The 24,611-nt window shown below is 51.1% G+C and carries 21 protein-coding genes and 1 tRNA gene; 11 read left to right on the top strand and 11 right to left on the bottom strand.

Annotated features, from left to right (window positions below; all coding sequences use genetic code 11):
• Positions 1-144 precede the first annotated feature (144 nt).
• On the top strand, positions 145-1,164 hold the full coding sequence (locus ACTJI9_RS03640) for a Stealth CR1 domain-containing protein (RefSeq protein ID WP_440806047.1): 1,020 nt from the start codon (positions 145-147) through the stop codon (positions 1,162-1,164).
• Between the two features lie 119 nt (positions 1,165-1,283).
• On the opposite strand, the gene ACTJI9_RS03645 is transcribed toward ACTJI9_RS03640, so the two are convergent.
• A complete protein-coding gene (locus tag ACTJI9_RS03645; RefSeq protein ID WP_115052812.1) occupies positions 1,284-1,541 on the bottom strand; it encodes an SRPBCC domain-containing protein in 258 nt (85 codons plus the stop codon).
• A gap of 710 nt (positions 1,542-2,251) precedes the next feature.
• Between ACTJI9_RS03645 and ACTJI9_RS03650 the strand changes: the two genes are divergently transcribed.
• Entirely contained in the window at positions 2,252-2,518 is a 267-nt protein-coding gene (locus tag ACTJI9_RS03650) for a hypothetical protein (protein WP_115052813.1), read from the top strand.
• A gap of 84 nt (positions 2,519-2,602) precedes the next feature.
• Here the strand turns inward: ACTJI9_RS03650 and ACTJI9_RS03655 are convergent, their stop codons facing one another.
• The 9 genes from ACTJI9_RS03655 to ACTJI9_RS03695 form a co-directional block, all read right to left on the bottom strand.
• A complete protein-coding gene (locus ACTJI9_RS03655) occupies positions 2,603-6,394 on the bottom strand; it encodes a vitamin B12-dependent ribonucleotide reductase (protein WP_440806049.1) in 3,792 nt (1,263 codons plus the stop codon).
• A gap of 589 nt (positions 6,395-6,983) precedes the next feature.
• The gene (locus ACTJI9_RS03660; protein WP_336440212.1) at positions 6,984-7,415 is read right to left on the bottom strand and encodes an NUDIX hydrolase; all 432 of its coding nucleotides are present in this window, start codon (positions 7,413-7,415) and stop codon (positions 6,984-6,986) included.
• Positions 7,416-7,670: 255 nt separating this feature from the next.
• Complete coding sequence (gene gpt / locus ACTJI9_RS03665) at positions 7,671-8,168, bottom strand: xanthine phosphoribosyltransferase (RefSeq protein WP_115052815.1); 498 nt, start codon at positions 8,166-8,168, stop codon at positions 7,671-7,673.
• Between the two features lie 140 nt (positions 8,169-8,308).
• Entirely contained in the window at positions 8,309-9,151 is an 843-nt protein-coding gene (locus ACTJI9_RS03670; RefSeq protein ID WP_162802476.1) for a universal stress protein, read from the bottom strand.
• 70 nt (positions 9,152-9,221) lie between these two features.
• On the bottom strand, positions 9,222-9,980 hold the full coding sequence (locus tag ACTJI9_RS03675) for a molybdopterin-binding protein (RefSeq protein WP_115052817.1): 759 nt from the start codon (positions 9,978-9,980) through the stop codon (positions 9,222-9,224).
• A 142-nt stretch (positions 9,981-10,122) separates the two neighbouring features.
• Positions 10,123-10,208: transfer RNA gene (locus tag ACTJI9_RS03680), tRNA-Leu, on the bottom strand.
• A 111-nt stretch (positions 10,209-10,319) separates the two neighbouring features.
• Complete coding sequence (locus tag ACTJI9_RS03685) at positions 10,320-11,822, bottom strand: tripartite tricarboxylate transporter permease (RefSeq protein WP_115052818.1); 1,503 nt, start codon at positions 11,820-11,822, stop codon at positions 10,320-10,322.
• Positions 11,823-11,831: 9 nt separating this feature from the next.
• Positions 11,832-12,293, bottom strand: a complete 462-nt coding sequence (locus ACTJI9_RS03690; RefSeq protein WP_115052819.1) for a tripartite tricarboxylate transporter TctB family protein — start codon at positions 12,291-12,293, stop codon at positions 11,832-11,834.
• A 78-nt stretch (positions 12,294-12,371) separates the two neighbouring features.
• Positions 12,372-13,349 (bottom strand): tripartite tricarboxylate transporter substrate binding protein BugD, encoded by a 978-nt coding sequence (locus ACTJI9_RS03695; protein WP_115052820.1) that lies wholly within the window; start codon positions 13,347-13,349, stop codon positions 12,372-12,374.
• Positions 13,350-13,603: 254 nt separating this feature from the next.
• Between ACTJI9_RS03695 and ade the strand changes: the two genes are divergently transcribed.
• Genes ade through ACTJI9_RS03710 form a run of 3 tightly spaced genes read left to right on the top strand, consistent with a single transcriptional unit; the run spans position 13,604 to position 17,210 of the window.
• Positions 13,604-15,415: an adenine deaminase gene (gene ade / locus ACTJI9_RS03700; RefSeq protein ID WP_354343880.1), complete on the top strand. Its 1,812-nt coding sequence runs from the start codon at positions 13,604-13,606 to the stop codon at positions 15,413-15,415.
• Positions 15,412-16,671: a threonine ammonia-lyase IlvA gene (ilvA, locus tag ACTJI9_RS03705; protein WP_336439992.1), complete on the top strand. Its 1,260-nt coding sequence runs from the start codon at positions 15,412-15,414 to the stop codon at positions 16,669-16,671. The genes ade and ilvA overlap by 4 nt, the downstream gene beginning before the upstream one ends.
• 8 nt (positions 16,672-16,679) lie before the next feature.
• Entirely contained in the window at positions 16,680-17,210 is a 531-nt protein-coding gene (locus tag ACTJI9_RS03710) for a DUF1697 domain-containing protein (protein ID WP_115052823.1), read from the top strand.
• Here ACTJI9_RS03710 and ACTJI9_RS03715 read toward each other — a convergent pair.
• A complete protein-coding gene (locus ACTJI9_RS03715) occupies positions 17,186-18,556 on the bottom strand; it encodes an aminotransferase-like domain-containing protein (protein WP_336440213.1) in 1,371 nt (456 codons plus the stop codon). The genes ACTJI9_RS03710 and ACTJI9_RS03715 overlap by 25 nt on opposite strands.
• Positions 18,557-18,706: 150 nt before the next feature.
• Between ACTJI9_RS03715 and ACTJI9_RS03720 the strand changes: the two genes are divergently transcribed.
• The 6 genes from ACTJI9_RS03720 (at position 18,707) to ACTJI9_RS03745 (ending at position 24,556) form a co-directional block, all read left to right on the top strand.
• The gene (locus ACTJI9_RS03720; RefSeq protein WP_440806056.1) at positions 18,707-19,570 is read left to right on the top strand and encodes a DMT family transporter; all 864 of its coding nucleotides are present in this window, start codon (positions 18,707-18,709) and stop codon (positions 19,568-19,570) included.
• A 315-nt stretch (positions 19,571-19,885) separates the two neighbouring features.
• Positions 19,886-21,229 carry a DEAD/DEAH box helicase gene (locus ACTJI9_RS03725; protein WP_440806239.1) on the top strand — a complete coding sequence of 448 codons (1,344 nt, stop codon included), beginning with the start codon at positions 19,886-19,888 and terminating at the stop codon, positions 21,227-21,229.
• Positions 21,230-21,404: 175 nt separating this feature from the next.
• Positions 21,405-22,436: a cysteine synthase A gene (locus tag ACTJI9_RS03730; RefSeq protein WP_115052826.1), complete on the top strand. Its 1,032-nt coding sequence runs from the start codon at positions 21,405-21,407 to the stop codon at positions 22,434-22,436.
• Entirely contained in the window at positions 22,436-23,182 is a 747-nt protein-coding gene (locus ACTJI9_RS03735; RefSeq protein ID WP_354343873.1) for an alanyl-tRNA editing protein, read from the top strand. Before ACTJI9_RS03730 ends, ACTJI9_RS03735 begins: the two co-directional genes overlap by 1 nt.
• A 1-nt stretch (position 23,183) precedes the next feature.
• On the top strand, positions 23,184-24,035 hold the full coding sequence (gene sseA / locus ACTJI9_RS03740) for a 3-mercaptopyruvate sulfurtransferase (protein ID WP_440806059.1): 852 nt from the start codon (positions 23,184-23,186) through the stop codon (positions 24,033-24,035).
• 2 nt (positions 24,036-24,037) lie between these two features.
• On the top strand, positions 24,038-24,556 hold the full coding sequence (locus ACTJI9_RS03745; protein WP_337354669.1) for a GNAT family N-acetyltransferase: 519 nt from the start codon (positions 24,038-24,040) through the stop codon (positions 24,554-24,556).
• Positions 24,557-24,611 lie beyond the last annotated feature (55 nt).

The raw sequence follows: 24,611 nt of genomic DNA on the forward strand, positions 1-24,611 counted from the left end.
CGTTGAGAATTCCAAGGGGAAAAGAAGTTCTGACGAAGCGTCTCGAGGTAGATATCCCAAACATAATTATCAATCATCGGAACCCTAATCCTTGCGCTTGATTATTATTGTATGAGATTAAATAATCGTTATCCAGTTAAGTTCATGGGGGAGAGTTTTGAGCGATTGGACTCTGTAATTAATCCACAAATCGATGCTGTGATAGCTTGGGTCGATGGATCTGACCCAAAGCATTTCGCCAAGATGCAAGAACATCTGGACGGCCGTATGCTCGGAAAGGCGACGCGATATGCCAACAATGGCGAAATCTATTATTGCATCGCGTCAATTCTCAAATTTGCCCCCTTTATCCGGCGGATTTGGATAGTCTCGGATAATCAGAAACCACAATTTATCGATGAATTTGCGAAGGCTGGCCTGTGCGAACAGGACTTTATCCAGATTATTGATCACACGGTACTGTTTGCAGGCTTTGAAGACGTGTTGCCAACGTTCAACGCCAGAACGATAGAAGCAATGTTTTGGCGCATCCCCGAACTCAGTGAGCACTACATCTATCTGAATGACGATTTCTTCATGAACAGAAGTCTGACGCCGGATTTTTTCTTTCGGAATGGGATGCCTGTGATTTTTGGAAAGTGGGCTCCACCACAGCGCTGGCGTCTCAAAACCTTTTTCCGCAATGCCTTGAGAGTTCAGAAGGCTGTTCAACCGAATAAGCGGCCAACATACAGGCTCGCTCATGAACTCGGCGCTCGCATTGCCGGTTTCACGAAAAAGTTTTTGCTGGTCGATCACCTTCCGCATCCCATGCGCAAATCAACCCAGCAAGCGTATTATCAAAGCCAACCAGAGATACTTTACAAACAAATCAAGTTTCGTACGCGGAATATAGAGCAATATTCTCCGGTCGCGCTCATCAACCATTTGGAAATCGCCGCTCGCAACGCCTATATTCACAAGCCCGTTGATATCGCCTACGTGACACCACACGCTCTTCTTTTTATTTACCGCTTTGCCCAGCAAGTCCGCAGTCATCACAGAGTATTTGGCTGTATTCAAAGTCTTGATGGTTTTTCCGGGCCTGCAGTACGTCTCATTCGAAAAGTAATGAGACAAAAACTCGGTCAATTCCTGCCCGAAACAATTACATTTAACGATTGAGAACGCGTCACTTATAGCCCTCATATTCCAGATGGAGACGGCCCAATCTTGCGTTTAGCCTACACCGGCAGCGGAATCTTTCACCGTCGCAGTTGTCTCGATCGCCCACGACATAGCGATCATCGAAGTTGGGCTGGATTTCCCGCTCTCATCGAAGGCGGGCCCTTGCAATTCCCTGTGACTACCAGACGGTTCGGCGCACTGCATTCTTCGACAATCATGTTGGCCCATGGTTGACCTTTCTCGTGGGCCATTCGCACGCGAATGATCTTCCCTGGCGTCGCATTGTCTTCCCAGCGACCGAACCAGAGAGCAGTTTGTTCGGGCTTGGTTAAGCTCGACCAAACGTCAGTTTCATCTGCGAGAAACCTGCGCAGGAGGTCAAATTATTGCCACTGACGTGGCCGGTTGGTATAGGGCTCATGAGATCACCTCCTAAAACAAGCCGGTTCTTTCTCGGTCGCCCTCGGCTGTTCAAGCGCGAAAGCGCGCCGTCTGGTAAAGTCTCTGTCTATCGTGACCAAAACCGATGCTCAGGAGCAAGAGTTTAATGCCGGTGAAAACTTCAATAGCAATCAGGCTGACCTATTTGAACGACGGTCCACGGGATACTTGGAGGTAAATTTACTGTTTGCACAAACGAAACCCCACTGAATTTCGGCGAAACAAAAAAACTCGTTGTATGGGTATTTTCCTGGCCACTGTATGAAAGTTTATATGTCGTGGAACAGTTGTATGATCGGTTTTCTGGATTGGTTGCGACAATCCAAAAACCCTTATCATTTGAATCCCACCTGAATATTGGCAATGACCAAGCAATCGATGGTGTAGAGATAAACAGCAATGCGCTGACCGCAAGCCACGTTCTTATGGGGAAACCTTGAGAGTGATGGGACATCAATTAAAGCTCCGCGTACATCGACGTTAACATCGAATGCCGCCCAATAGCGGTCACAGATTCTTTCAGTTTGTCGGAGTGAGCAACGCCAGAGCGGCCCAGCGTTGCCATTCCAACAAGGAGTTGCGGGTCGAACCCAGCCCGGAGCAGTAGCTTGAGGCAGATGAAGGTTTATGGCACAGAAGTGCAATGGGTGAACTGTTTCATGTTGGGCAATGTCCGGGTTGCCGCCAAGGCTGGCTGATATTACAGCGTAATCTCAGTAGCGGTGACATTTACGCGCACTGCGAAGAGTGCGAAACTGGCTTCATCACTCCAGACGATCTCTTGTCGCCCGTAAATGGCTTTCTCACTGTTCTCGAAGAATATGACTACGAAACTGAGAACCCCGATAAAGAAGAAATATCGAGAACGGTCTGGGCAAACTTCATTGTAAAGAAAGTTCCCGTTGAGTAACGACGCCGAAACTTCCCGCTATAGAACGCTATTTTTGGGTTCCCCAGGTTGGGAACCCAATTTTCTTCGGAAATATTTCGACAGTTAGCTGCAGCCGCTTGTGCTTCCGCACGTGTCACACTTGAGGCATGTTCCGTTGCGCACCATCGTGAAATTGGAGCATTCGGAGCAGCTATCACCGGTATAACCTTGCATCATCGATTTGATGCGGCGATCGGAAATAACTTTCTTCGCTGCTGCCTTAGCTTCTTCGGCCGCTGCTTCCGCATCGGTGTCCTCAAACAATGCAGTTGACGGGCTTTGCTCCGGTTTAGACTGCTCTTCGTAATCCCGTTTGAAGCCAGTGGATTCCTGCGTTGTGGCAGCAATGACAGGTTTTGTTGCAAGCGCCGTTGCGGAGCGGCTGGCAAGGGTCATGACATTTGATGACGCAGCTGCCTTTGGCGCGCTAACCACGCCTGTCCCTCCTGCGTTGCTAAAACCCTTTGGATCAGCCTTGCCGGGCGAAACAACTGTAAGGGACGCGCCGCGTGTCAAGCCTTTGGAGACTGGTTCGGCTTTACCTTCGGAAATGCCGCGTCCAAGTGACGTGTTCGAAAAGTCGGACTGATCGACGTGCGCAAGGTCATGGCGATCAAGATAGGAGACAGCCAATTCACGGAAGAGATAATCAAGGATCGATGTTGCATTCTTGATCGCATCATTGCCCTGAACCATGCCAGCCGGTTCAAACTTCGTGAAGGTAAATGCCTCAACATATTCTTCAAGCGGCACGCCATACTGCAGGCCAAGCGAGATCGCGATGGCAAAGTTGTTCATCATTGCCCGGAAGGCAGCGCCTTCCTTGTGCATGTCGATGAAGATTTCGCCCAAACGCCCATCATCGAATTCGCCGGTGCGCAGATAGACCTTATGGCCACCAACAACTGCCTTTTGAGTATATCCCTTGCGGCGGTTCGGCAATTTCTCACGATCATGAACATATTTCTCGACAATACGCTCTACGATCTTTTCAGTGATCTGTACTGCGCGAGCGGCAGCCGGGGCTTCAACATAGGCTTCGATCGCATCATCCGCATCTTCGTCCTCATCGGCGAGAAGGGAGGCGTTGAGTGGCTGAGAAAGCTTGGAACCATCGCGGTAAAGCGCGTTTGCCTTGAGAGCCAGTTTCCACGAAAGCATGTAAGCGGATTTGCAATCCTCGACAGTGGCTTCATTGGCCATATTGATGGTCTTGGAGATCGCACCGGAAATAAAAGGCTGCGCAGCGGCCATCATTCGAATGTGGCTATCTACCGAGAGATAGCGTTTCCCGATCTTGCCGCATGGATTGGCGCAATCAAATACTGGATAATGCTCTTCCTTGAGGAATGGAGCGCCTTCCAAGGTCATGGCACCGCAAATGTGCACATTGGCGGCTTCAATTTCTTTCTTCGAGAAGCCAAGAGCTGGCAAAATCTCGAAGGACACGTCGTTGAGCTGCTCATCGGTGAAGCCGAGAACATTCTTGGCAAAATCTTCACCAATGGTCCATTTGTTCACTGCGAATTTGATATCAAAGGCAGATTTCAATGCGGTATTGAGCGTTGCGATGATCTCGTCCGTGAAGCCTTTGGCCTTCAGCGAGCCGGGATTGATCGCCGGAGCTTGATTGAGATTGCCGTGCCCGACAGCATATGCTTCGATCTCAGCAATCTGACTCTCCGAATAACCGAGAGTGCGCAATGCTTCCGGAACGGCGCGATTGATGATCTTGAAATAACCGCCGCCAGCAAGTTTCTTGAACTTCACGAGTGCAAAATCTGGCTCAATACCAGTTGTATCGCAATCCATGACCAAGCCGATTGTGCCAGTTGGGGCGATGACCGTGGCTTGCGCATTACGGAAACCGTGCTTCTCACCGAGCTCGAGTGCTTTATCCCAAGCTGACTTTGCATGCGTAATGAGGTCTTGATCGGGGCAGTGATCGGCGATCAATGCGACAGGGTTTACAGCAAGGCCTTCATAACCCTGCTTTTCACCATGGGCTGCGCGTCTGTGATTGCGGATTACACGCAACATATTGGCTGCATTGGGCGCATAACCGGCAAAAGCGCCGAGTTCTTTCGCCATTTCGGCGGAGGTAGCATAAGAGACACCCGTCATGATGGCGGTGAGGGCGCCGCCAATGGCGCGGCCTTCATCACTGTCATAAGGAATGCCGGAGGTCATCAGCAAGCCGCCAATATTGGCATAGCCGAGACCGAGCGTGCGATATTCATAAGATAGTTTAGCAATTTCCTTTGAAGGGAACTGCGCCATCATGACGGATATTTCAAGTACGATTGTCCATAGGCGAGCAGTGTGTTCGTAGCCTGTAATATCGAACTTGCCATCCTTGCCGCGATAGGTCAGCAGGTTGATCGAAGCGAGGTTACAAGCCGTATCGTCAAGGAACATATATTCCGAGCATGGATTGGAGGCGCGGATCGGACCGGCGGCGGGGCAGGTGTGCCAGTCATTCATTGTTGTGTTGAAATGGAGACCCGGATCAGCCGAGGCCCAAGCCGCATAGCCAATCTTTTCCCATAGGTCACGGGCCTTCAGGGTCTTCATGACCTTGCCGTCCTTGCGAGCAGTCAAATTCCAGTCGCCATCATTTTCTACGGCGCGCAGGAATTCGTCCTTCAGAGAAACGGAGTTGTTTGAGTTCTGGCCAGCCACAGTCAGATAGGCTTCAGAATCCCAATCTGTATCATAGGTTTTGAAGTCGATATCCGTGTAACCCTGCTTGGCAAACTGGATAACGCGCTGAATGTAATTTTCTGGAACCTGGTTCTTCTTCGCGGCCTTGATTTCACGCTTTAAAGCGGGGTTTCTCAAGGGCTCATAGCAATCCCCATTGTCAGCTTCGCAGTTGACGCAAGCTTTCATGATTGCAGTAAGATGCTGCTTGACGATTTTGGACCCTGTGACGAGAGCAGCAACTTTTTGCTCTTCCTTCACTTTCCAATCAATATAATCCTCAATATCGGGATGATCGACGTCTACGACGACCATTTTGGCAGCGCGACGCGTTGTGCCGCCTGATTTAATCGCACCAGCAGCACGGTCGCCAATTTTCAGAAACGACATAAGGCCGGAGGAGCGACCACCACCGGAAAGCTTCTCGCCTTCGCCGCGAAGGTAAGAGAAGTTTGAGCCTGTGCCTGAACCATATTTAAAGAGACGGGCTTCACGAACCCAAAGATCCATGATGCCGCCTTCGTTGACAAGGTCATCAGCAACAGACTGAATGAAGCAGGCATGAGGCTGCGGATGTTCATAGGATGATTTTGATTTCGTCAGTTTGCCGGTCTCGGGATCAACGTAATAATGTCCCTGACCCGGGCCATCAATACCGTAAGCCCAGTGCAGGCCGGTATTGAACCATTGCGGCGAATTCGGCGCAACGCGTTGTGTTGCCAGCATATAGGCAAGTTCATCGCGGAAGGCGAGGGCGTCCGCTTCGCTATCAAAATACTTACCCTTCCAGCCCCAATAGGTCCAAGTACCCGCCAGGCGATCGAAAACCTGGCGCGCATCCATCTCAGAACCATAACGCTCATCGGCTGGCAGAGCGGCCAATGCCTCTTCATCAGCCACAGAACGCCACAACCAGGATGGTACGGAGTTCTCTTCAACTTTCTTGAGCTTGGCAGGCACCCCGGCTTTGCGGAAATATTTTTGAGCCAGAATATCGGCTGCCACTTGACTGAACTGGGCCGGAACATCGATGTTCTCGAGGCGGAACACAACCGATCCGTTCGGGTTCTTGATTTCGCTTGTCGCCACGCGAAACTCTAGATCCGCGTAAGCAGACTGGTTCTCTTTTGTAAAACGCCGTTCGATCCGCATCTGTTTGGTCCTTGTCTCTCTATATATAGTGTTCAACCGGCGCCATGTGAAGCGTTGAGCCTGCCCTGAGCGCAATCCCATTGTCCCTGGTCAAATGCTTGAAACCAGTTCTGCATCCCGATCCGTCTTCAATGTGCGCTACCGCTACATTTTCGAACCGGATGGTTCTCTTGAACGTCTGTCGTTCGATTCTTACCTTATTTCCGCATCACACTATCTGGTAGAAATTCTGCCTGCAAACGCTAAATATAGTATTAACAAGAGAATAATTCAAATTTTGAATGCTCTCTCATTTGCCTGCAGTGCACAAATTCACCGAACGTGTTTTCGTAAGAAAACAGCGTCTAAGACTTTGCTCAAACTGGAAAAAAACCGGTTACCGACACTCCGGTCACGCTACTAACGCAACGGTCTCCTATAAAAAGTGACTCGATGGTTTGCGTCAAGAAATAGTTTCTGACAAATTTATGACCGCAACATCTTGTGTGTCACATATGTGGATAACGGGGAGAACTGATTAGCCGCATTGATAAAACGGTACAACTCCACGTCGACAAAAACTGTGGAGTTTAGAGTGGGCGGTCTGTTGTCAGCGAGGAATCCGGTAGGGATCGAAGCTCATCAGAAGAGCTTTAAGTTCGGGCTCTTCAACGCGTGACGCAGATTCTTCAAGGCTGACCCATTCGAGCCGTCGTTCACCACGTTCGGGCCATTTCTTTTCCTGGCGGATAAATTCCAGCGGAAAAACATCTACAATGAAATCACCGATCTCACCTTCACACATATCGTCCTTTTCGTAACGATATGTGCCCACTGAGAATGGGCTGATGTCGCCCCTGACTCCTGCTTCTTCATATGCTTCCGCTTCCGCAGAGCATGCAAAAGTTTTACCGACCTGTGGCCAGCCCTTCGGCAAGACCCACCGGCCAGTGCCACGGCTGGTGATCAGAAGAACTTCGGGAACGTCTTTCTTTAATCTATAAACAAGCGCAGCAACCTGCCGAACCCGGCCATCAGGCATCTCGGTCCGTTTCGCAGTCACCAATTCGTCTTTGTAGACTATATTCAAGGTTCCACTCATTCTTTCTTGTTATCAGCAAGATTGAACCGATTCGTGCAAATCGCAACTGATCATCGGCTACACTTCTTTGCTTAAACGCGACTTGTGACATTTTTTTGAACAGCAGTGCAAAAAGAACACAACTATGAGCAGAGCCTCTTGTTCCTTCGTTTTGCTTATTTTTATCGGTAGGATTATCGGTGATCTACCGATCCATCACCCCTTATGGCCTTTGGTTATAGGTTCCTGATATGTCAGGCCCATGTCCCAAGGAAAATAAATCCATGTATCCTGAGAGACTTCGGTCACAAAGGTATCAATGAGTGGTCGACCTTTGGGTTTTGCATAAACAGTAGCAAAATGTGCCTTTGGCATCATGGCGCGAACAATAGCGGCCGTTTTCCCAGTGTCGGTCAGGTCGTCGATCACAAGGATTCCCTCACCGCCATTTTCCAGAAGGCGAGCATCCACATCTTTGAGAACTTTGAGTTCTCCTTGCTCATCGTAATCATGATAGGAGGCAATGCAGACAGTCTCGATCATGCGTATGCCGAGTTCGCGGCAAATAATTGCAGCTGGAACGAGGCCGCCTCTGGTGATTGCGACCATAGCTCGCCATTCACGCTGCATACCAGCAACACGCCATGCCAATGCACGGGCATCGCGATGGAATTGATCCCAGGATACCGGAAAGGCTTTGTCGGGCAGGGACATTGGATGCACTCCATAGATCAAGCGAGGAAGCGGGAAACCGCAAGGAATGCAACTCGCAATAGCGGGAAATGCTGGCTCATGGCAAGCAGCTTGCATTGGTTACCCACGTTTAGTGCAATTAACCTGGCACTTATGACAGTTTAGCGCGACATCAGCGTCAAGCACGGCATATCATTCATCATCGACGTGGTTACCCCACCAAACACCCATTCCTTCAGGCGCGACTGGCTGTAAGCGCCCATAACAAATAGATTTGCCCCATTATCTGCAATTCTGCGCCTAAGGATCTTGTCGGTCGGTTCGCCATTGGAATCAATGGTTGACGGATTTACGTTCACACCATGACGACGAAGCGCATCAGAAAGTGGCGTGCCGGGTATATCTACATTCGGGTCGGTAGACTTTCTTGGATCAACCCAAAGAATGTCAACGCTTTCCGCTTTGATCAGCAATGGCAGGGAATCAAATGCGGCGCGAGAAGCTTCGCGCTTGCCGTTGAATGCAACGACCACACGGTCAATCTTTTCGGGCAGTTGTGTCTTGTACGGCACGAAAAGCACAGGACGCCCGCTTTCCATGACTAAGGGGTCAGTGACGTCATTGACGCTATCAGGGTCACTAGGGTCAGGCTGACCCGCAATTATTATATCTGCGCGCAGGGCGCTTTGAGTAACGCCCGCTGATGGACTGCTGCTCTCCGAGCGCACGATACGAAATTCATGCGAAATCGTTGTTTTCGCCATTTCTGCGTTGAACGCTGCGGTTATTGCCGCTGCATTTTCTTTATGCCGCTGCTCATGTGCCTCAAACAATGTCGTGTCAGCAAAGCCTGTGGGATCAGCATAAACGATGGGTGAGGGGATTGTATAAAGGCCAATAATATGGGTCCGCTCGCTCGACGAGGCGATCAATCTGGCAGCGCCGATAACCCGTTTTGCTTCCCGTTCACTGCGAATAAAAGCGATGATGGTGCGAAATGCCATTTTGGCCTCCATTGTCTTTGTGCCATCGAAACATGGCTGACTACAGTATACAGCCAGAACGAGCCGTGCGTTAGCGTGGAAGTTGCGTTGCTTCCAGATTTGCGATCATGGCTTTAACGGCAGATACAGCAGAGGCCAGCTTCGCCGCGTCCCGGGCACGGACAACAAGCTCCGTGGAAAAACGACCATTCTCATATTTAGGGTATGACCCTATGATTGTGTCTGGGTTTTCAGCTTGTATGTTGCCCAATGCAACCGCGATGGAGCCCTCACCAAATGGACAATTCACTGATTGCGAAAGTAGCTGCGTGCCTACTTTCAATGTTGGAATAACATTGTCCAGCATAGCTTGAAATATGGAAGGTACGCCGGCCATAACGTACACATTTTCCAGGTTGAACCCGGGAGCGGTTGAAACCGGATTGTCTATATGGATTGCACCTCTTGGCATCCTCGCCATGCGCTGACGACTTTCTGTAAACTCGATACCCCTTGAAGCGTAATTGTCCCCCATGATTTTCATCGCCTTGGCGTCATGTTCGCATGGCACACCAAATGCTACGGAGACAGCATCAGCGGTGATGTCGTCATGCGTCGGGCCGATACCACCAGAGGTAAAAACATAATCATAACGCTGGCGCAGGCTGTTCAATGCCTCAACAATTCGGCCTTGTTCGTCCGGAACTATGCGAACTTCCTCGAGATCAATCCCAATGGCGGTCAGAATATCGGCAAGATGGCCGATGTTTTTGTCCTTGGTGCGCCCGGAGAGCAATTCATCACCAATCGCGAGCATGGCGGCTGTCACGATTTTATTGTCATTAGTCATTGAAACACTCCTGATGGGAACAGGAACGTAGTTCCCGAAACGTACCGCTGCAAGCCCCGCCAGACAAACTGTTCATTGTGTTGGCCTGGTCGTAAATACATTGCAAAACAACAAAAAACCCGGCGGAAAGCCGGGTTCATGTTGGTGCGGACGGCGGGACTTGAACCCGCATGACCAATGGCCGACAGATTTTAAGTCTGTTGTGTATACCAATTCCACCACGTCCGCGTGACTATGCTTTTCAACGGTTCAATCGATTCCGTCAACGGTGTTTTAGCAAGTTATCGCATTGATACCGGTCCGAAATGAATTTCGGACCGGTTACCATAACTGCCTTGATCAATCCTCGACAAACACCTCATCGCGTTTTTTGCGGATGCTGGGCAGGAGCACTACCACAAGTACAGCTGCCGCAAGCAGCAATAGCGTCAAACTGATTGGCCGCGTGACAAATGTCGTGGCATCGCCGCGTGACATGATCATGGCGCGCCGCAGATGTTCTTCCAGAAGCGGACCCAATACAAAGCCGAGCAGCAAGGGGGCAGGTTCACAGCGGAGCTTGGCCAGAACATACCCAATCAGCCCGAAGAATGCGACCGCGAAGAGATCAAAGACGTTGGAATTAACGCTGTAAACACCGATGGAGCAGAACGCGATGATCGCCGGGAAGAGCATATAATAGGGAATAGTCAGAAGCTTAACCCAAAGCCCGATCAGCGGCAGGTTTAGCAGGATCAGCATAAGATTACCGATCCACATTGATGCGATGATGCCCCAAAAAAGAGCTGGCTGTTCAGTCGCCACATTTGGTCCGGGGACAATGCCCTGAATGATCATAGCGCCGATCATCAGCGCCATGACCGGGTTGGCCGGGATGCCAAGTGTCAGCATTGGTATGAATGATGTTTGAGCGCCGGCATTATTTGCAGATTCTGGACCCGCAACGCCAGCCACAGCGCCTTTGCCGAACTCTTGAGGCGTTTTCGACATGCGCTTTTCGACAGTATAAGAGGCAAAAGATGCGAGAATTGCGCCGCCCCCAGGCAATATGCCGAGTGCAGAGCCGATAGCAGTGCCACGCAAAATCGGCGCCGTCATCTCCTTCCAATCCTGTTTGGTTGGCCAAAGATTAGTGACCTTTTTAATCATGACATCCCGGTCATGTTCATTTTCGAGATTGCGGAGAATTTCTGCAATACCAAAGACGCCAACCGCAACGGCCACAAAGTTCAACCCGTCTGAAAGCTCCAAGATCCCAAGATTGAACCGAGGCGTTCCCGTATAAATATCGGTGCCGACAAGCCCCAATAGTAGTCCTAGAACGACCATTCCCAGTGCCTTGACCACTGAACCATGGGCGAGGGCAATGGATGAAACAAGACCGACGATCATAAGGGAGAAATATTCGGCAGAACCGAACTTCAACGCAACTGCGGTCAGCGGGGGGGCGAAGACTGCAACCAATATGGTGGAAACTGTTCCAGCAAAGAAAGAGCCAATAGCGGCAATAGCCAATGCGGCACCTGCTCGACCTTTCCTGGCCATTTGATAGCCATCAATTGCTGTGACGGCGGAAGACGATTCACCCGGCATGTTAATCAAAATAGCCGTTGTCGAACCACCATATTGGGCGCCGTAATAGATGCCCGCCAACATGATCAGCGAAGATACCGGCTCCAGTTGAAAAGTAATTGGCAAGAGCATCGCAATCGTTGCTGTTGCGCCGATGCCGGGCAATACACCGATAAGTGTGCCGAGGATAACGCCGATGAAACAAAAGAAGAGGTTCCATGGGGCGCCCGCTGTGGTGAACCCGAGTACAAGATTGTTAAAGAGTTCCACGATGTGTCCTCACTGTCCGAGCCAAGGGCCAAAGCGGCGAAATGGGAGTCCCAATGCGTAACTGAAGACGACGACGGAGAAGATCGTCAGACCGCAGACAAGAAGCAGCGCCATCCCAGGGCGCATTTTGTTGCTTGCAAATGCTGCAATCAAAGCAGTTAAAAACAGCGACGGAACAAATCCCAGGCCGCGAATAGTAAGGCCGAAAAAAATAGGAGCTGGCAGGATGAGCAGCATCCCGCGCCATGCGATTGGGCCCATCGGCTCATGTTCGATCTGCGTTCCCTGAATGATAACGATTACGCCCAGGACGATTAGGATTCCAGCCAGCACGAAAGGGAAATAGCCAGGGCCCATTCGAAATGCTGTTCCGAGATCAAGTCCATAAGCCTGTATCGCAAAGAACAAACCCGCAAGAATGAAAAATAGACCGCATACAATGTCGCGAGTACTGAAACTCAAGGATTTCATTTATCCCCCCAGTCGCCGTTTTCCGGCTTTGCTTAAACAAAAGGACCGGGGCATCGTAATGCCCCGGTAAATGCTGAATTAATCTGCGTATTGACCGGCAGCTTCAATGATAGGCTTCCAGCGTGTCACTTCGCTTTCGAGCTTTGACTTCAAGCCTGCCGGGGTAGCTTCCGCATCTGTCACGGGCACTGTGCCAAGTTCGGCAAATCGGGCAACAATGTTCGGATCCTTCAGGGCCTTTTGCAGCGACGCTGATAGTTTCTCAGTCACTTCGCTCGGCGTGCCTTTGGGAGCGTAGATACCGTGCCAAATGCCTACTTGCATTCCTGGAAGGCCAGCTTCCTCAACAGTTGGGACATCTGGAAGGGCATCGAGACGCTTCGCTGACGTCACTGCATAGGCCTTGATGGTGCCGCCTTTGATCTGCTTGGTCGTATTGGTTGTCTGATCACACATCAAATCAACCTGACCGCCGAGCAAATCGGTCATCGCAGGTCCTGTACCCTTGTACGGAACAGTCACAAGCGGAACTTTGATTTCATTCATGAACAACATGCCACAAAGGTGCGAGGCAGCGCCGATACCGGCATTGGCAAGACTGATCTTGTCCGCATTGGCCTTCACATATTCTACGAGACCTTTCAGATCGGTTGCTTCGAAATCTTTCTTCGCAACGATGGTCATTGGCACGTCGGTCACAAGGCCAACATATTCAAACGCATTCAACGTATCATAAGGAAGCTTACGATACAGCGTTGCGCTGGTTGCCATGCCAATGTGATGCAAAAGCAACGTGTAACCATCGGGGTCGGCCTTGGCTACCTGAGAAGCACCCAAAGTGCCGCCGGCGCCACCGACATTCTCCACCAGAATTTGTTGCCCGAGATCTTTTGACATTGTTTCTGCTACCAGCCGGGTAACAGTGTCGGTTGGGCCGCCCGCAGCAAATGGCACAACCATTGTAATGTTGCGCTCGGGGTAACCTTGAGAAAAAGCAGTGCTGGATGCCAAGGCAAATGTTGCGGTGGCTGCCAGAGAAATTAGTATCTTGCGCATTAAACACTCCTCCCAGAATACGGCTTGTAAATAGAGCTAGCCTTTTTTACGAAACAGATATTGCCGGGCTCCTCCGAGGTTTGGCAGAATCTGTATGATTTCCATTAGCGCTCTATCGGAGGCAAGCGCGGCCAGTATGTCAAGCATTTCATGGGCTTCGCATAATTTTTTGAGAAAATCTCTTGAAGTAGAGTGCGCAAAGCCGTTTTCGTATATGCATGAGTGAGATGTAAAAGACGATACGAGGTAATTGGATGTCAAAGCAGGATAGGGCCAACAAGCCAGAGAGCTGGACGCAATCAGCCCCATTGCTGGTGGATGTAGCCATGGGACGCCACGCTGCGGACCTCGTCGTGCGAAATGGCCGTCTGGTAAGCGTATATTCCGGTGAAATAATAGCGGGTATTGATATTGCCATTATTGCCGGGCGTTTTGCATTTGTCGGTCATGGCGCGGAACACTGCATCGGGCCAAAAACCAAAGTCGTTGACGCAGCCGGGCGTTATTTGGTGCCGGGTCTTTGTGATGCACATATGCACGTCGAAAGCGGCATGGTCACCGTTACTGAGTTCACCCGTGCCGTTATTCCGCATGGCACGACATCAATGTTTATAGACCCGCATGAAATAGCCAATGTTTTGGGATTGGAAGGCGTACGCCTGATGCATGATGAAGCACTTGGCATGCCGATTAACGTGCATGTGCAAATGCCTAGTTGTGTGCCGTCAGCTCCGGGTTTGGAGAATGCAGGCGCAGCCATAAGTCCATCGGATGTGGCCGAGGCGATGACTTGGCCCAATATTGTTGGGCTGGGCGAGGTTATGAACTTTCCAGGTGTTGCCAATAATGATGCCACGATGCGCGGCGGCATTGATGCCACAGTCAAAGCTGGCAAAACCGTTGGCGGTCATTTTGCTTCACCGGAGTTGGGGCGCGCTTTCCATGGTTATGTGGCTGGTGGTCCCGAAGACGATCATGAAGGCACGCGAATGGAAGATGCGATGGCACGCGTGCGCCAAGGTATGCGCGCGATGCTGCGCCTCGGCTCTGCCTGGTACGATGTTGCAAGCCAGATCAAGGCGGTAACCGAGCAGGGGCTCGACTCCCGCAATTTCATCCTTTGTACCGATGACAGTCATTCGGGAACGTTGGTCAATGACGGGCATATGGATCGCGTTGTAAGACATGCGATCGCACAGGGACTTAAGCCAGTTACCGCAATTCAGATGGCGACGCTTAATACTGCACAGCATTTCCGGCTTGAGCGCGAGATCGGATCAATCACACCGGGGCGGCTGGCGGATTTTCTTATCGTATCAGATCTTCCGAACCTCGTTATTGATCGCGTTTATGCGCGCGGAACGCTTCTGGCGGAAAAAGGCAAGTTAATTGCCGACATTCCAGCCTATGACTATCCCTCATTCGCCAAAAATACGATTAAGCTGGGTAAAAAGCTGAAAGCCAAAGATTTTGATATTGCCGCACCCAAGCCCGGAAAACACGTGACGGCGCGGGTGATCGGTGTGATCGAAAATCAGGCTCCGACAAAAGCGCTTGAAGCGGATTTGCCCGTTTCTGACGGCATCGTGCAAATGGATCGCCGCAATGATGTTTGCCAGATAGCTCTCGTGGAACGTCATCGCGGAACCGGCGCTGTCGTAAACGGATTTGTGTCAGGCTTCGGTTATACGCTCGATTGCGCCATGGCTTCGACAGTCGCCCATGACAGTCATCACATGATCGTCGTTGGTACGAATAAGGAAGACATGGCAAAAGCCGCCAATCGTCTCGGTGAGGTGGGCGGTGGCGTGGTCCTGTTTTCAAAGGGACGTGAGTTGGCATTGGTCGAAATGCCCATCGCGGGTTTGATGTCTGATCAGCGTGCTGAAGTGGTTGCGGCCAAAGCTGACAAGCTGGTGAATGCCATGCGGGCAATGGGATGCAGCCTCAACAACGCCTATATGCAGCACTCCTTGCTAGCACTCGTCGTCATTCCGGAATTGCGCATCTCCGATGTCGGGATTATCGATGTCCGAACATTTGAAAAGGTTGATTTGTTTCTATGACTGCTTTTGCCAAGGCTGTCGCTTTAGCGACCACCAAGATGCGTGTGCTTTTTCCGGAAACGCCGCTTCAACTCAATCACTACCTTTCGCAGAAATATGGCGCGCAGATTTGGTTGAAACGCGAGGATTTATCGCCAGTCCGTTCCTATAAGATCAGAGGCGCGTTCAATTTCATCTCGCACTATCTAAACACGAACAAATCCGCAGATGCGGTGTTCGTTTGCGCGTCTGCGGGTAACCATGCTCAAGGGTTTGCTTTTATTTGCCGGCATTTTGGCAAAAAGGGCGTTGTCTTCATGCCCGTCACGACACCGCAGCAGAAAATTGACAAGACGCGCAGTTTCGGCGGCGAATTCATCGAAATCCGGCTTGTCGGCGATATTTTCGATCAATGCTATGCAGCAGCACGGACATTCGAAACGGAAATGGGTGCCGTTATGGTGCCCCCCTTCGATCATATGGATATTATAACAGGGCAGGCGACTGTTGCGTATGAAATTGCAGCCCAACTGCCTGATGAGCGCAAGCCCGACTTGATGATTCTTCCAGTTGGCGGCGGAGGTCTTTCCGGTGGCGTGACGCGCTATCTTTCTGATCTTGGCTGGGAAACACAATTTTGTTTTGTGGAACCGGCAGGTGCTCCGAGCCTAAAGCGCAGCTTGGAAGCCGGGAAGCGGGTGAAACTTGAAGCCGTGGATAATTTTGTTGATGGCGCTGCTGTTGGCGAGATCGGGCGTGAAAATTTCAAACTTCTCAAAGGCTTCAGTCCAAACTCTGTCACTTTGATTCCGGAAAACAGGCTCAGCTCAACCATATTGGAGATGCTGAACGTTGAGGGCATCGTAGTTGAGCCAGCTGGTGCCTTGGCCATTGACGCACTTAAGGATTTCAAGAAAGCCGATCTGAAAGGTAAGCGGGTCGTGCTTGTCATATCTGGCAGCAATTTCGATTTTGAAAGACTGCCAGAGCTTAAAGAACGATCACAGCGCTATGAAGGCTTGAAAAAATACTTCATTTTCCGGTTCCCGCAAAGACCGGGAGCTTTGCGCTCATTTCTGGATTTGCTCGGTCCTGAAGACGATGTTGCTCGCTTTGAGTATTTGAAGAAGTCAGCGCGCAACTTTGGTTCTGTGCTTATCGGCATCGAAACCAAAAACAGGAAGAATTTTGACGTATTGTTCAAACGGTTCGACGAGGCAGGCTGGGCTTATCAAGACATCACAGATAATGAAACGATTGCCGGGATGATCATCTAGGAGGGCGTATGACGACGTGGATCATTCTCTTTCGTGGCGTGGGTGGCGCGACATTGTTGCCGGTGAAACCACTCGCGATAGCCTTGACTGAGGAAGGGTTTGAAGGTGTCAGGACATACATCAATACTGGAAATGTGGTCCTGAAATCGTCTGATACATCGGAAAGAGTCCTAAAGCGCATCACTCCAATTGTCTTGAAGGAATTTGATTTTTCAAAAGCCATTTTGATAGCCAGCACAGCTGAATGGGCGAAACTCATTGCTGACAATCCGTTTCCCAACGCAGTCTGTGAGCCAACCAAGCTTCACGCATATCTTATGGAGCGCGAACCGGATGAGGTCGCAATAAAAGCATTGCAATCAAAGGCGGAGGGTCCTGACGAATTTCAGATACGAGGCCGGGTGCTTTACTACTACACGCCGCAGGGGATATCGAATGCTCGTCTGTTTCCCAAAATTGAAAGAACTTTGGGCGTGGTCGCCACAGCCCGTAATTGGAACACAGTGTTGAAGCTTCAAGCGTTAGCTGAAGTTGCCTGAACGGCTATCGCCTCGGAAAGAACATCGAATATTCTGGAATTCCCGCATTGGGCGACGTTGAAGCGCATGTAGGAATTGGCTGTCTGCGACTGGCTAAATACATTGCCCGGGGCAAATACCACGCCTTTTTCAAGGCCATATTTTGCAATTTCGGCTGCGTCGATACCGTCCGGCAATCTGCACCATAGCAACATGCCACCGCGCGGCTCATTCCAGGGCACTATGCCAAGCGCTTTCAACCGGGTGATCGTATCTCCCATGCTACGGGCGAGTTGGGTACGCAAACCATCCATATGCTTGCGATATGCGCCTTCCTTCAGCATAAAAAGCACGAGCTCTGCTCCCATGCGGTTGCCACCGAATGATGTGGCGATCCGCAAATCTATCAATCCGTTGATCCAGTCTTGTCTGGCAGCGATAAAGCCGCAACGGAGCGATGCTGAGATTGATTTGGAGAAGCTGCCGATGTGCACAACCTGATTCAGTCCATCAAATGCGGCGAGTCGCGGAGCAGGCTCATGCTCGAAATCGGCAAAAATATCGTCTTCGACAATTGTAAGATTATGCAATTCCGCAAGCTTTAGTATCCGGTGGGCCGTTAGCGGAGATAGCGCTGCTCCTGTTGGATTTTGAAGCGCGGAATTAGTGATGTAAAGCCTGGGGCAATGGCTTTTCAATGCCTGTGCAAACAATTCGATGTCAGGCCCATTTGGCGTATATGGCACGCTCACGACATTGGCTCGATGTGCTTTGAGCAGGGCGTGAAAGTTAAAATAGCATGGATCGTCGACGATCACTGTATCTCCAGGCTCAATCAGAAATCGGCATAGCAGATCAATTGCTTGGGTTCCCGAATCCGTCAGCATGATCTGATTGGTCGAAACTTCGATACCGTGCTCGCCCAGCCGTCTCGACAGGAGTTGCCGAAGCGGTTGCAGACCAAGGGGAGATGCGTAATCGGTCAGCGTTGAGCTATTCGATCTGGCTAGCGCCCGCAATGCACGCCGAATGCCATCTTCGGGCATCCACGAAGCGGGCAACCAACCGCAGCCTGGTTTTAGCATGCCATCATTGGCATCCAATGAGGTTCTTGAGACCCAAAGCGGATCGATTGCATGGTCGAGTTTTGGGCCGATTTCGGCAAGAGTTAAAGGAGCAAGATGACCTGCAACGAAGAACCCGGATCCACGCCGTGATTGAATGAGCCCCTCGGCTGCCAGCCTGTCATATGCATCAACGACAGTCGATTTTGACGTCGCCATGATTTCCGCCAAACTTCGAATCGATGGAAGTTTGGCGCCGGGAGGCAGCAATCGCGCTGCGATACGTTGCCGGATTGCCTGCATAACTTGCTCGACTCGCGTCACGCCACATATCCTTGTTTGTCCATCTGTACTGCTCACTTATCCATTACAGTTTGCATAAATTGTACTGTACCGTATCTGGAAAATCCATCCTTAAGCGCGCTAGAGCAAGGCACGGATGAGGTGAATTGAATGGATAAGACAACGAGCGGTTGGATCAATGGTTTTGTAGGCGTTCTCATTTTTAGCGCGTCACTGCCCGCCACACGTGTTGCAGTGGCAGATTTTGATCCAATTTTTTTGACGGTAGCGCGGGCAACCATTGCTGCCTTGCTTGGTCTGGTGCTTTTGCTCGCGTTTAAAGAAAAATGGCCTTCAAGGTCCGATCTTGGACATTTATTCGTCACTGCCATGGGTGTCGTGGTCGGCTTTCCGCTATTGACCGCACTGGCGCTTCAGCATGTTACGTCGGCACACTCGATTGTTTTTATTGGCCTTCTGCCTCTATCGACCGCTATTTTCGGTGTTCTGCGGGGCGGGGAATCCATGCGTCCAATGTTTTGGATATTCTCGTGCTTGGGTAGTGCATTGGTTGCAGGTTTTGCTCTCACACAAAATCTGGATGCCTCATTGACCGGCGACCTTTTGATGTTTGCCGCTATCGTGGCTTGCGGCTTGGGCTACGCCGAAGGAGCGCAGCTTTCCCGCAAACTTGGTGGGTGGCAGGTGATTTGCTGGGCACTGGTCTTATCTTTGCCTGTGATGCTTCCTCTTACCTTGTTGCAATTACCCCAAGATTGGATGGCGATCGGTCAACCGGCTTGGTTCGGATTGATCTATGTCTCGCTGTTCTCAATGCTTATCGGTTTCGTTTTCTGGTATCGTGGCTTGGCGCAAGGGGGCATAGCGGCTGTCGGACAGCTTCAGCTATTACAGCCATTCTTCGGTTTGATGATCGCGGCCACATTGCTGCATGAGACAGTTGGCTGGCAGATGATTGTCGTTACAATTGCCGTTATTGCATGCGTTTTCGGGGCAAAACGCTTCGCCAAGTAAGGCGGTGTTTTGCGTCGCACAATAAAATCATTTGCTTTTTGTGCGGGAAGAGCCCATATGCCGGTCAGACGCTTGGGCCGGGCAATCCGGTCTTCCGAAACAGGACTTGTGGCGTCTGAGCCCCATCCGCATGATGCGGTGGGCACGGCTGCGCAAGTCGCTTGATCCCTTTGGGGCTTTTCGCGTCTCGTCGTTTATCCGAAAATGTTGCATGCAGGTTGCGCCCTGCGATGCGTTATATGGCCCGCGATGTATCGCGCTTGGCCAAGATGAGAGTTTAAATTGGAAACTACTGAAACAAACGGCTTTGCTACCATGGGCCTCAATGCGATTCTGCTTAAGGCAGTGGACGCAGCTGGAATGATTGCTCCCAAGCCAATCCAGCAACAGGCTATTCCGGCACAGCTTGCAGGTCAGGATATTCTTGGTATTGCCCAGACCGGTTCGGGCAAGACGGCAGCTTTTGCTTTGCCTATCCTGCAAAAAATCATAACTATCGGTGATAAGCGCAAGGGCAAGACCGCCCGCGCTTTGGTGCTTGCTCCTACTCGTGAGCTTGCAGTGCAGATCGAAGAAACCTTCCGTACATTGGCGAAGGGCGCTCATATTTCAACGGCTCTTGTCCTTGGCGGCGTTTCCCGCATTGCCCAGATCAACAAGATGCAGGCCGGTGTCGATGTTCTGATCGCCACACCAGGTCGCTTAACAGACCTCGTGCGCGACAATCGCATTGATTTGTCCGAAACCCGCTGGCTTGTTCTCGATGAAGCTGACCGCATGCTTGACATGGGCTTCATCAATGATGTCAAGAAAATCGCCAAAGGTACTCACCGCGATCGCCAGACAGCTCTGTTTTCTGCGACCATGCCTCAGGAAGTTGCTACCTTGGCAGCCAGCCTTTTGCGCAATCCTGTGCGTGTTGAAGTGGCGCCTCAAGGCACCACGGCAGCAGAGATCAAGCAGGTTGTTCATATGATCCCGACCCGCCAGAAGAAGCAGGTTTTGTCGGCCATGCTGAAAGACGAAACCCTGTCTTCCGTTATCGTATTTACACGTACCAAACACGGTGCTGACGCGGTTACCCGTATTCTGGAAAAGGACGGCTACAACGTTGCAGCTATCCACGGTAACAAGTCTCAGAATGCCCGTCAGCGCGCTTTGAATGGCTTTAAGGATGGGTCCGTCCGCATCCTCGTTGCAACTGACATTGCAGCACGCGGTATCGATGTTGTCGGTATCAGCCACGTGATCAATTTCGACCTGCCAGATGAGCCGGAGAGCTATGTTCACCGCATTGGGCGCACTGGTCGTAATGGCGCATCCGGCAATGCCATCACGCTTTACGATCCGGCTGAAGAAGGTTCAAAGTTCAAAGCTGTGGAGCGTGTAACCCGCATGCGTTTGCCAATGGCAGATTCGCCGGTTGATCTTTCCAGCTTGCCGGCCCGGGCGGCAAACAGCGATCAACGCCCGCCACGCCGCGAAGGTGGCAATAGTGGTGCGCCTGCAAAGAGCAAGAAGCCGCATCGTGGTCAACCAGCTGGCGGCAAGCCTCGGGAACCACGCAGCGAGAAGATTTGGAGCAATGATGGCGGTGTGCCCGCGCAGAAGCGTCCTTTCCGCCGGAATAAAAAAGGCTTTGGTTCCAAAGCTGCATAATTTGAGCTTACATTGAGCAACCTCAATTTTTTGAGAGGCCCTCGGCGTTAAATGCCGGGGGCCTTTTTGTTTATGCCCAAAGATTTATCCCCGTGGCAGCAGATTGTGAGATTATGCGCTTGAACGGTGTGATCCGGACAAATAGGTTTAGGGCAGTATATTGAAGGGCTAGGCAATGTATAAATCCGTGATCGAAGCAATTGGAAATACACCGTTAATCCGCCTCAAAAAGGCGTCAGATCTCACCGGTTGCGAGATCTACGGAAAAGCCGAATTTCTAAATCCCGGTCAATCGGTCAAGGATCGCGCTGCACTCTACATCATTCGTGATGCGGAAAAACATGGCCAGTTGCGTCCGGGCGGCGTGATTGTCGAGGGCACCGCGGGCAATACCGGGATCGGCTTGACCATGGTTGCCAAGGCACTCGGTTACCGCACCGTTATTGTCATCCCAGAGACGCAGAGCCAGGAAAAGAAGGATGCGCTGCGGCTCCTCGGGGCAGAACTGGTGGAAGTGCCCGCGGTCCCGTACAAGAATCCCAACAATTACGTGAAGGTTTCTGGCCGTCTTGCGGAACAACTCGCAAAGACCGAACCAAATGGTGCAATATGGGCCAACCAGTTCGATAATGTTGCAAATCGTCAGGCACATGTGGAAACCACCGCACAGGAAATATGGCGTGATACGGACGGGAAAGTAGATGGTTTTGTTTCCGCTGTTGGGTCGGGGGGCACCTTGGTCGGCGTCGCCATGGGGCTGAAAGCCAAGAACGAAGCGGTGAAAGTCGCTATTGCCGATCCCCTCGGAGCAGCCCTGTTTTCTTATTATACGACCGGAGAATTTAAATCGGAAGGAAGCTCGATTACTGAAGGCATCGGGCAAGGCCGTGTAACCGCCAATCTTGAAGGCTTTACTCCAGACTTTTCATATCAAATTCCGGATGCTGAAGCGTTGGAAATCGTGTTTGATCTGGTGACGGAAGAGGGGCTTTGCCTCGGCGGATCATCCGGCATCAATATCGCCGGTGCTATTCATTTGGCACGTGATCTCGGTCCCGGACATACAATCGTGACTATCTTGTGCGACTACGGCAATCGTTATCAATCAAAACTTTTCAACCCTGAGTTTCTGCGCTCGAAAGACCTGCCGGTACCGCTGTGGATGGAGAGAAACATCGATATTTCTGTACCCTTTGCGAGTGAATAATGGCTTATGACACGACGATCCTTTTTCGCGATGATTCCTATCTGAAAGAGGCCAACGCCACGGTAATAGCGGTTAACGACCGGGGGGGCATCCTCACAGATCAAACCAATTTTTATGCCACATCCGGTGGGCAACCTGGCGATACAGGTGTTTTCGTTCGGTCGGATGGTTCTACAATTGTTATCGCCGCAACTGTAACAGGTGAGACAAAAGAAGAAGTCATCCATGTTCCTGCCTCTGATCAGCCTGTGCCGGATATTGGCGAAAAACTGTTGCTTCGCATTGATTGGGAGCGACGTTACAAATTGATGCGCATGCATGCAGCATGTCATCTGCTGAGCGTTGTTTGCCCGTATCCGATCACCGGCGCGGCCGTCAGCGAAGAAGACAGCCGAGTTGATTTTGACCTGCCTGACGCAGGTGTTACCAAGGAAAGTGCGACTGCAAAATTGATGGAATTGGTCAATGCCAATCATCCCATTTTTACTCGCTGGATCACCGACGAGGAACTCGCTGGAAATCCCGGGCTGATCAAGTCGAAAAATGTCCGTCCACCCACGGGAACGGGGCGTATCAGGCTCGTTTGTATCGGTGAAAATGCTGCCATAGATTCCCAACCTTGTGGTGGAACCCACGTCGCAACGACCGGCGAAATCGGGCAAATCCACATTGGAAAAATAGAAAAGAAGGGTAAGGAAAACCGGCGGTTTCGTATCCGTTTTGGCCCTTTGCCCGAAGGAGAATGAGATGAGCGACAAAAGCGCTTTTGTAGTGTCACCGGATTGGCTTCAGGAAAGGTTAGGACAACCTGGCCTGAGCATCGTCGACGGTTCTTGGTATCTTCCGTTCCAGAATCGTGATCCCAAGGCAGAGTATGATGCGGGACATATTCCGGGCGCTGTCTTTTTTGATCATGATAAAATGGCTGATCCTGACTCCAACTTGCCGCACACATTTCCAAAGCCTGAAACCTTCGCTGCTGCTATTGGCAGCATGGGCATTACCAATAATGACACCATCGTGGTCTATGATGGGCCTGGAGTGTTTACGTCACCCAGGGTCTGGTGGATGTTGCGCATCATGGGCGCAAAAAAAGTATTCGTTCTTGATGGTGGTTTTGACAATTGGAAAAAGGCGGGCAGGCCAGTTACCGATGAGGTGACAAAGATAGCGCCGTCGGCATTTGTGGCAGATTTCGATGCCGCGAAGATCGCAAGTTTCGACGATATGCACGAGATCGTCCAGGAGGGCACGAGGCAGATAGCCGATGCCCGGGCCGCTGCGCGCTTTACCGGAGCTCAGGCGGAGCCACGGGCGGGATTGCGATCCGGCCATATGCCGAATGCACGCAATGTTCCCTCGTCGGTTCTGGCTGATAATGGATACTTCAAAGATATCAACGGGTTAAAGAAAGTTCTCGATGATGCGGGTGTTGATCTGTCGCGCCCCATCGTGACCACCTGCGGCTCAGGTATTACCGCTGCTGTCATTACGCTTGCGCTCGAATCTTTAGGGCACGAGAATAACGTGCTTTATGACGGGTCATGGACGGAATGGGGCGGTGCCAAGGATACTCCCGTAGCCACCGGCGAAGCTTAACAATGCCTACGCTCAAGACACGCGTGACCCATCTCGAAATGACGGATCGCCCAACCGCTGCGATTCCGACGCCAGCCAGCTACAAGCTGGCAATTATGCGGGCAACGAAGATCTCGCTGCCCTTCTATCGATTTTTGTATGAACAAGTGGGTAAGCCACACCATTGGTCAGTCCACCGCAAGCTTGATGACGAAGCGCTTTCTGCAATCATCCATAGAGACAATGTCGATATCCATGTTCTATACGTCGAAGGTTCCCCTGCGGGGTTTTTCGAGCTGGTACTAGATCAGGAGCGGGGTGTCGCTGAAATTCTCTATTTTGGCCTCGTAGCAGAGTTTCAAGGGCTTGGACTTGCGAAGTTCTTCCTGAATGAAGCCATCTCTACAGCTTGGATGAGCAGCCCGCAGAAGGTGATTATCGAAACAAATACGCTTGATAGTCCACGAGCGTTGCAAATGTATCAAAAAATGGGGTTCAGGCCAGTGAGCTTTGCTGAGGCTGAAATCGAAACCTGGGATTGATTGCATATTCTGCCGCGAGCATGAATCGGGTGGTTTGACGCTAATCTAATGTGTT

The sequence above is a fragment of the Phyllobacterium sp. 22552 genome, assembly GCF_052044585.1.
Lineage (GTDB): Bacteria > Pseudomonadota > Alphaproteobacteria > Rhizobiales > Rhizobiaceae > Phyllobacterium > Phyllobacterium ifriqiyense.

Excerpts from the sequence above, each read along its gene's own strand:
- ACTJI9_RS03710 (WP_115052823.1), top strand. The coding sequence starts at position 16,680 with ATGACGACGTGGATCATTCTCTTTCGTGGCGTGGGTGGCGCGACATTG.
- ACTJI9_RS03715 (WP_336440213.1), bottom strand. The coding sequence starts at position 18,556 with ATGCAGGCAATCCGGCAACGTATCGCAGCGCGATTGCTGCCTCCCGGC.
- ACTJI9_RS03670 (WP_162802476.1), bottom strand. The coding sequence starts at position 9,151 with ATGGCATTTCGCACCATCATCGCTTTTATTCGCAGTGAACGGGAAGCA.
- ade (WP_354343880.1), top strand. The coding sequence starts at position 13,604 with ATGTCAAAGCAGGATAGGGCCAACAAGCCAGAGAGCTGGACGCAATCA.
- ACTJI9_RS03725 (WP_440806239.1), top strand. The coding sequence starts at position 19,886 with ATGGGCCTCAATGCGATTCTGCTTAAGGCAGTGGACGCAGCTGGAATG.
- ACTJI9_RS03660 (WP_336440212.1), bottom strand. The coding sequence starts at position 7,415 with ATGCCTGATGGCCGGGTTCGGCAGGTTGCTGCGCTTGTTTATAGATTA.
- ACTJI9_RS03720 (WP_440806056.1), top strand. The coding sequence starts at position 18,707 with ATGGATAAGACAACGAGCGGTTGGATCAATGGTTTTGTAGGCGTTCTC.
- gpt (WP_115052815.1), bottom strand. The coding sequence starts at position 8,168 with ATGTCCCTGCCCGACAAAGCCTTTCCGGTATCCTGGGATCAATTCCAT.
- ACTJI9_RS03640 (WP_440806047.1), top strand. The coding sequence starts at position 145 with ATGGGGGAGAGTTTTGAGCGATTGGACTCTGTAATTAATCCACAAATC.
- ACTJI9_RS03650 (WP_115052813.1), top strand. The coding sequence starts at position 2,252 with ATGGGTGAACTGTTTCATGTTGGGCAATGTCCGGGTTGCCGCCAAGGC.
- ilvA (WP_336439992.1), top strand. The coding sequence starts at position 15,412 with ATGACTGCTTTTGCCAAGGCTGTCGCTTTAGCGACCACCAAGATGCGT.
- ACTJI9_RS03735 (WP_354343873.1), top strand. The coding sequence starts at position 22,436 with ATGGCTTATGACACGACGATCCTTTTTCGCGATGATTCCTATCTGAAA.
- ACTJI9_RS03690 (WP_115052819.1), bottom strand. The coding sequence starts at position 12,293 with ATGAAATCCTTGAGTTTCAGTACTCGCGACATTGTATGCGGTCTATTT.
- sseA (WP_440806059.1), top strand. The coding sequence starts at position 23,184 with ATGAGCGACAAAAGCGCTTTTGTAGTGTCACCGGATTGGCTTCAGGAA.
- ACTJI9_RS03655 (WP_440806049.1), bottom strand. The coding sequence starts at position 6,394 with ATGCGGATCGAACGGCGTTTTACAAAAGAGAACCAGTCTGCTTACGCG.
- ACTJI9_RS03730 (WP_115052826.1), top strand. The coding sequence starts at position 21,405 with ATGTATAAATCCGTGATCGAAGCAATTGGAAATACACCGTTAATCCGC.
- ACTJI9_RS03745 (WP_337354669.1), top strand. The coding sequence starts at position 24,038 with ATGCCTACGCTCAAGACACGCGTGACCCATCTCGAAATGACGGATCGC.
- ACTJI9_RS03675 (WP_115052817.1), bottom strand. The coding sequence starts at position 9,980 with ATGACTAATGACAATAAAATCGTGACAGCCGCCATGCTCGCGATTGGT.
- ACTJI9_RS03695 (WP_115052820.1), bottom strand. The coding sequence starts at position 13,349 with ATGCGCAAGATACTAATTTCTCTGGCAGCCACCGCAACATTTGCCTTG.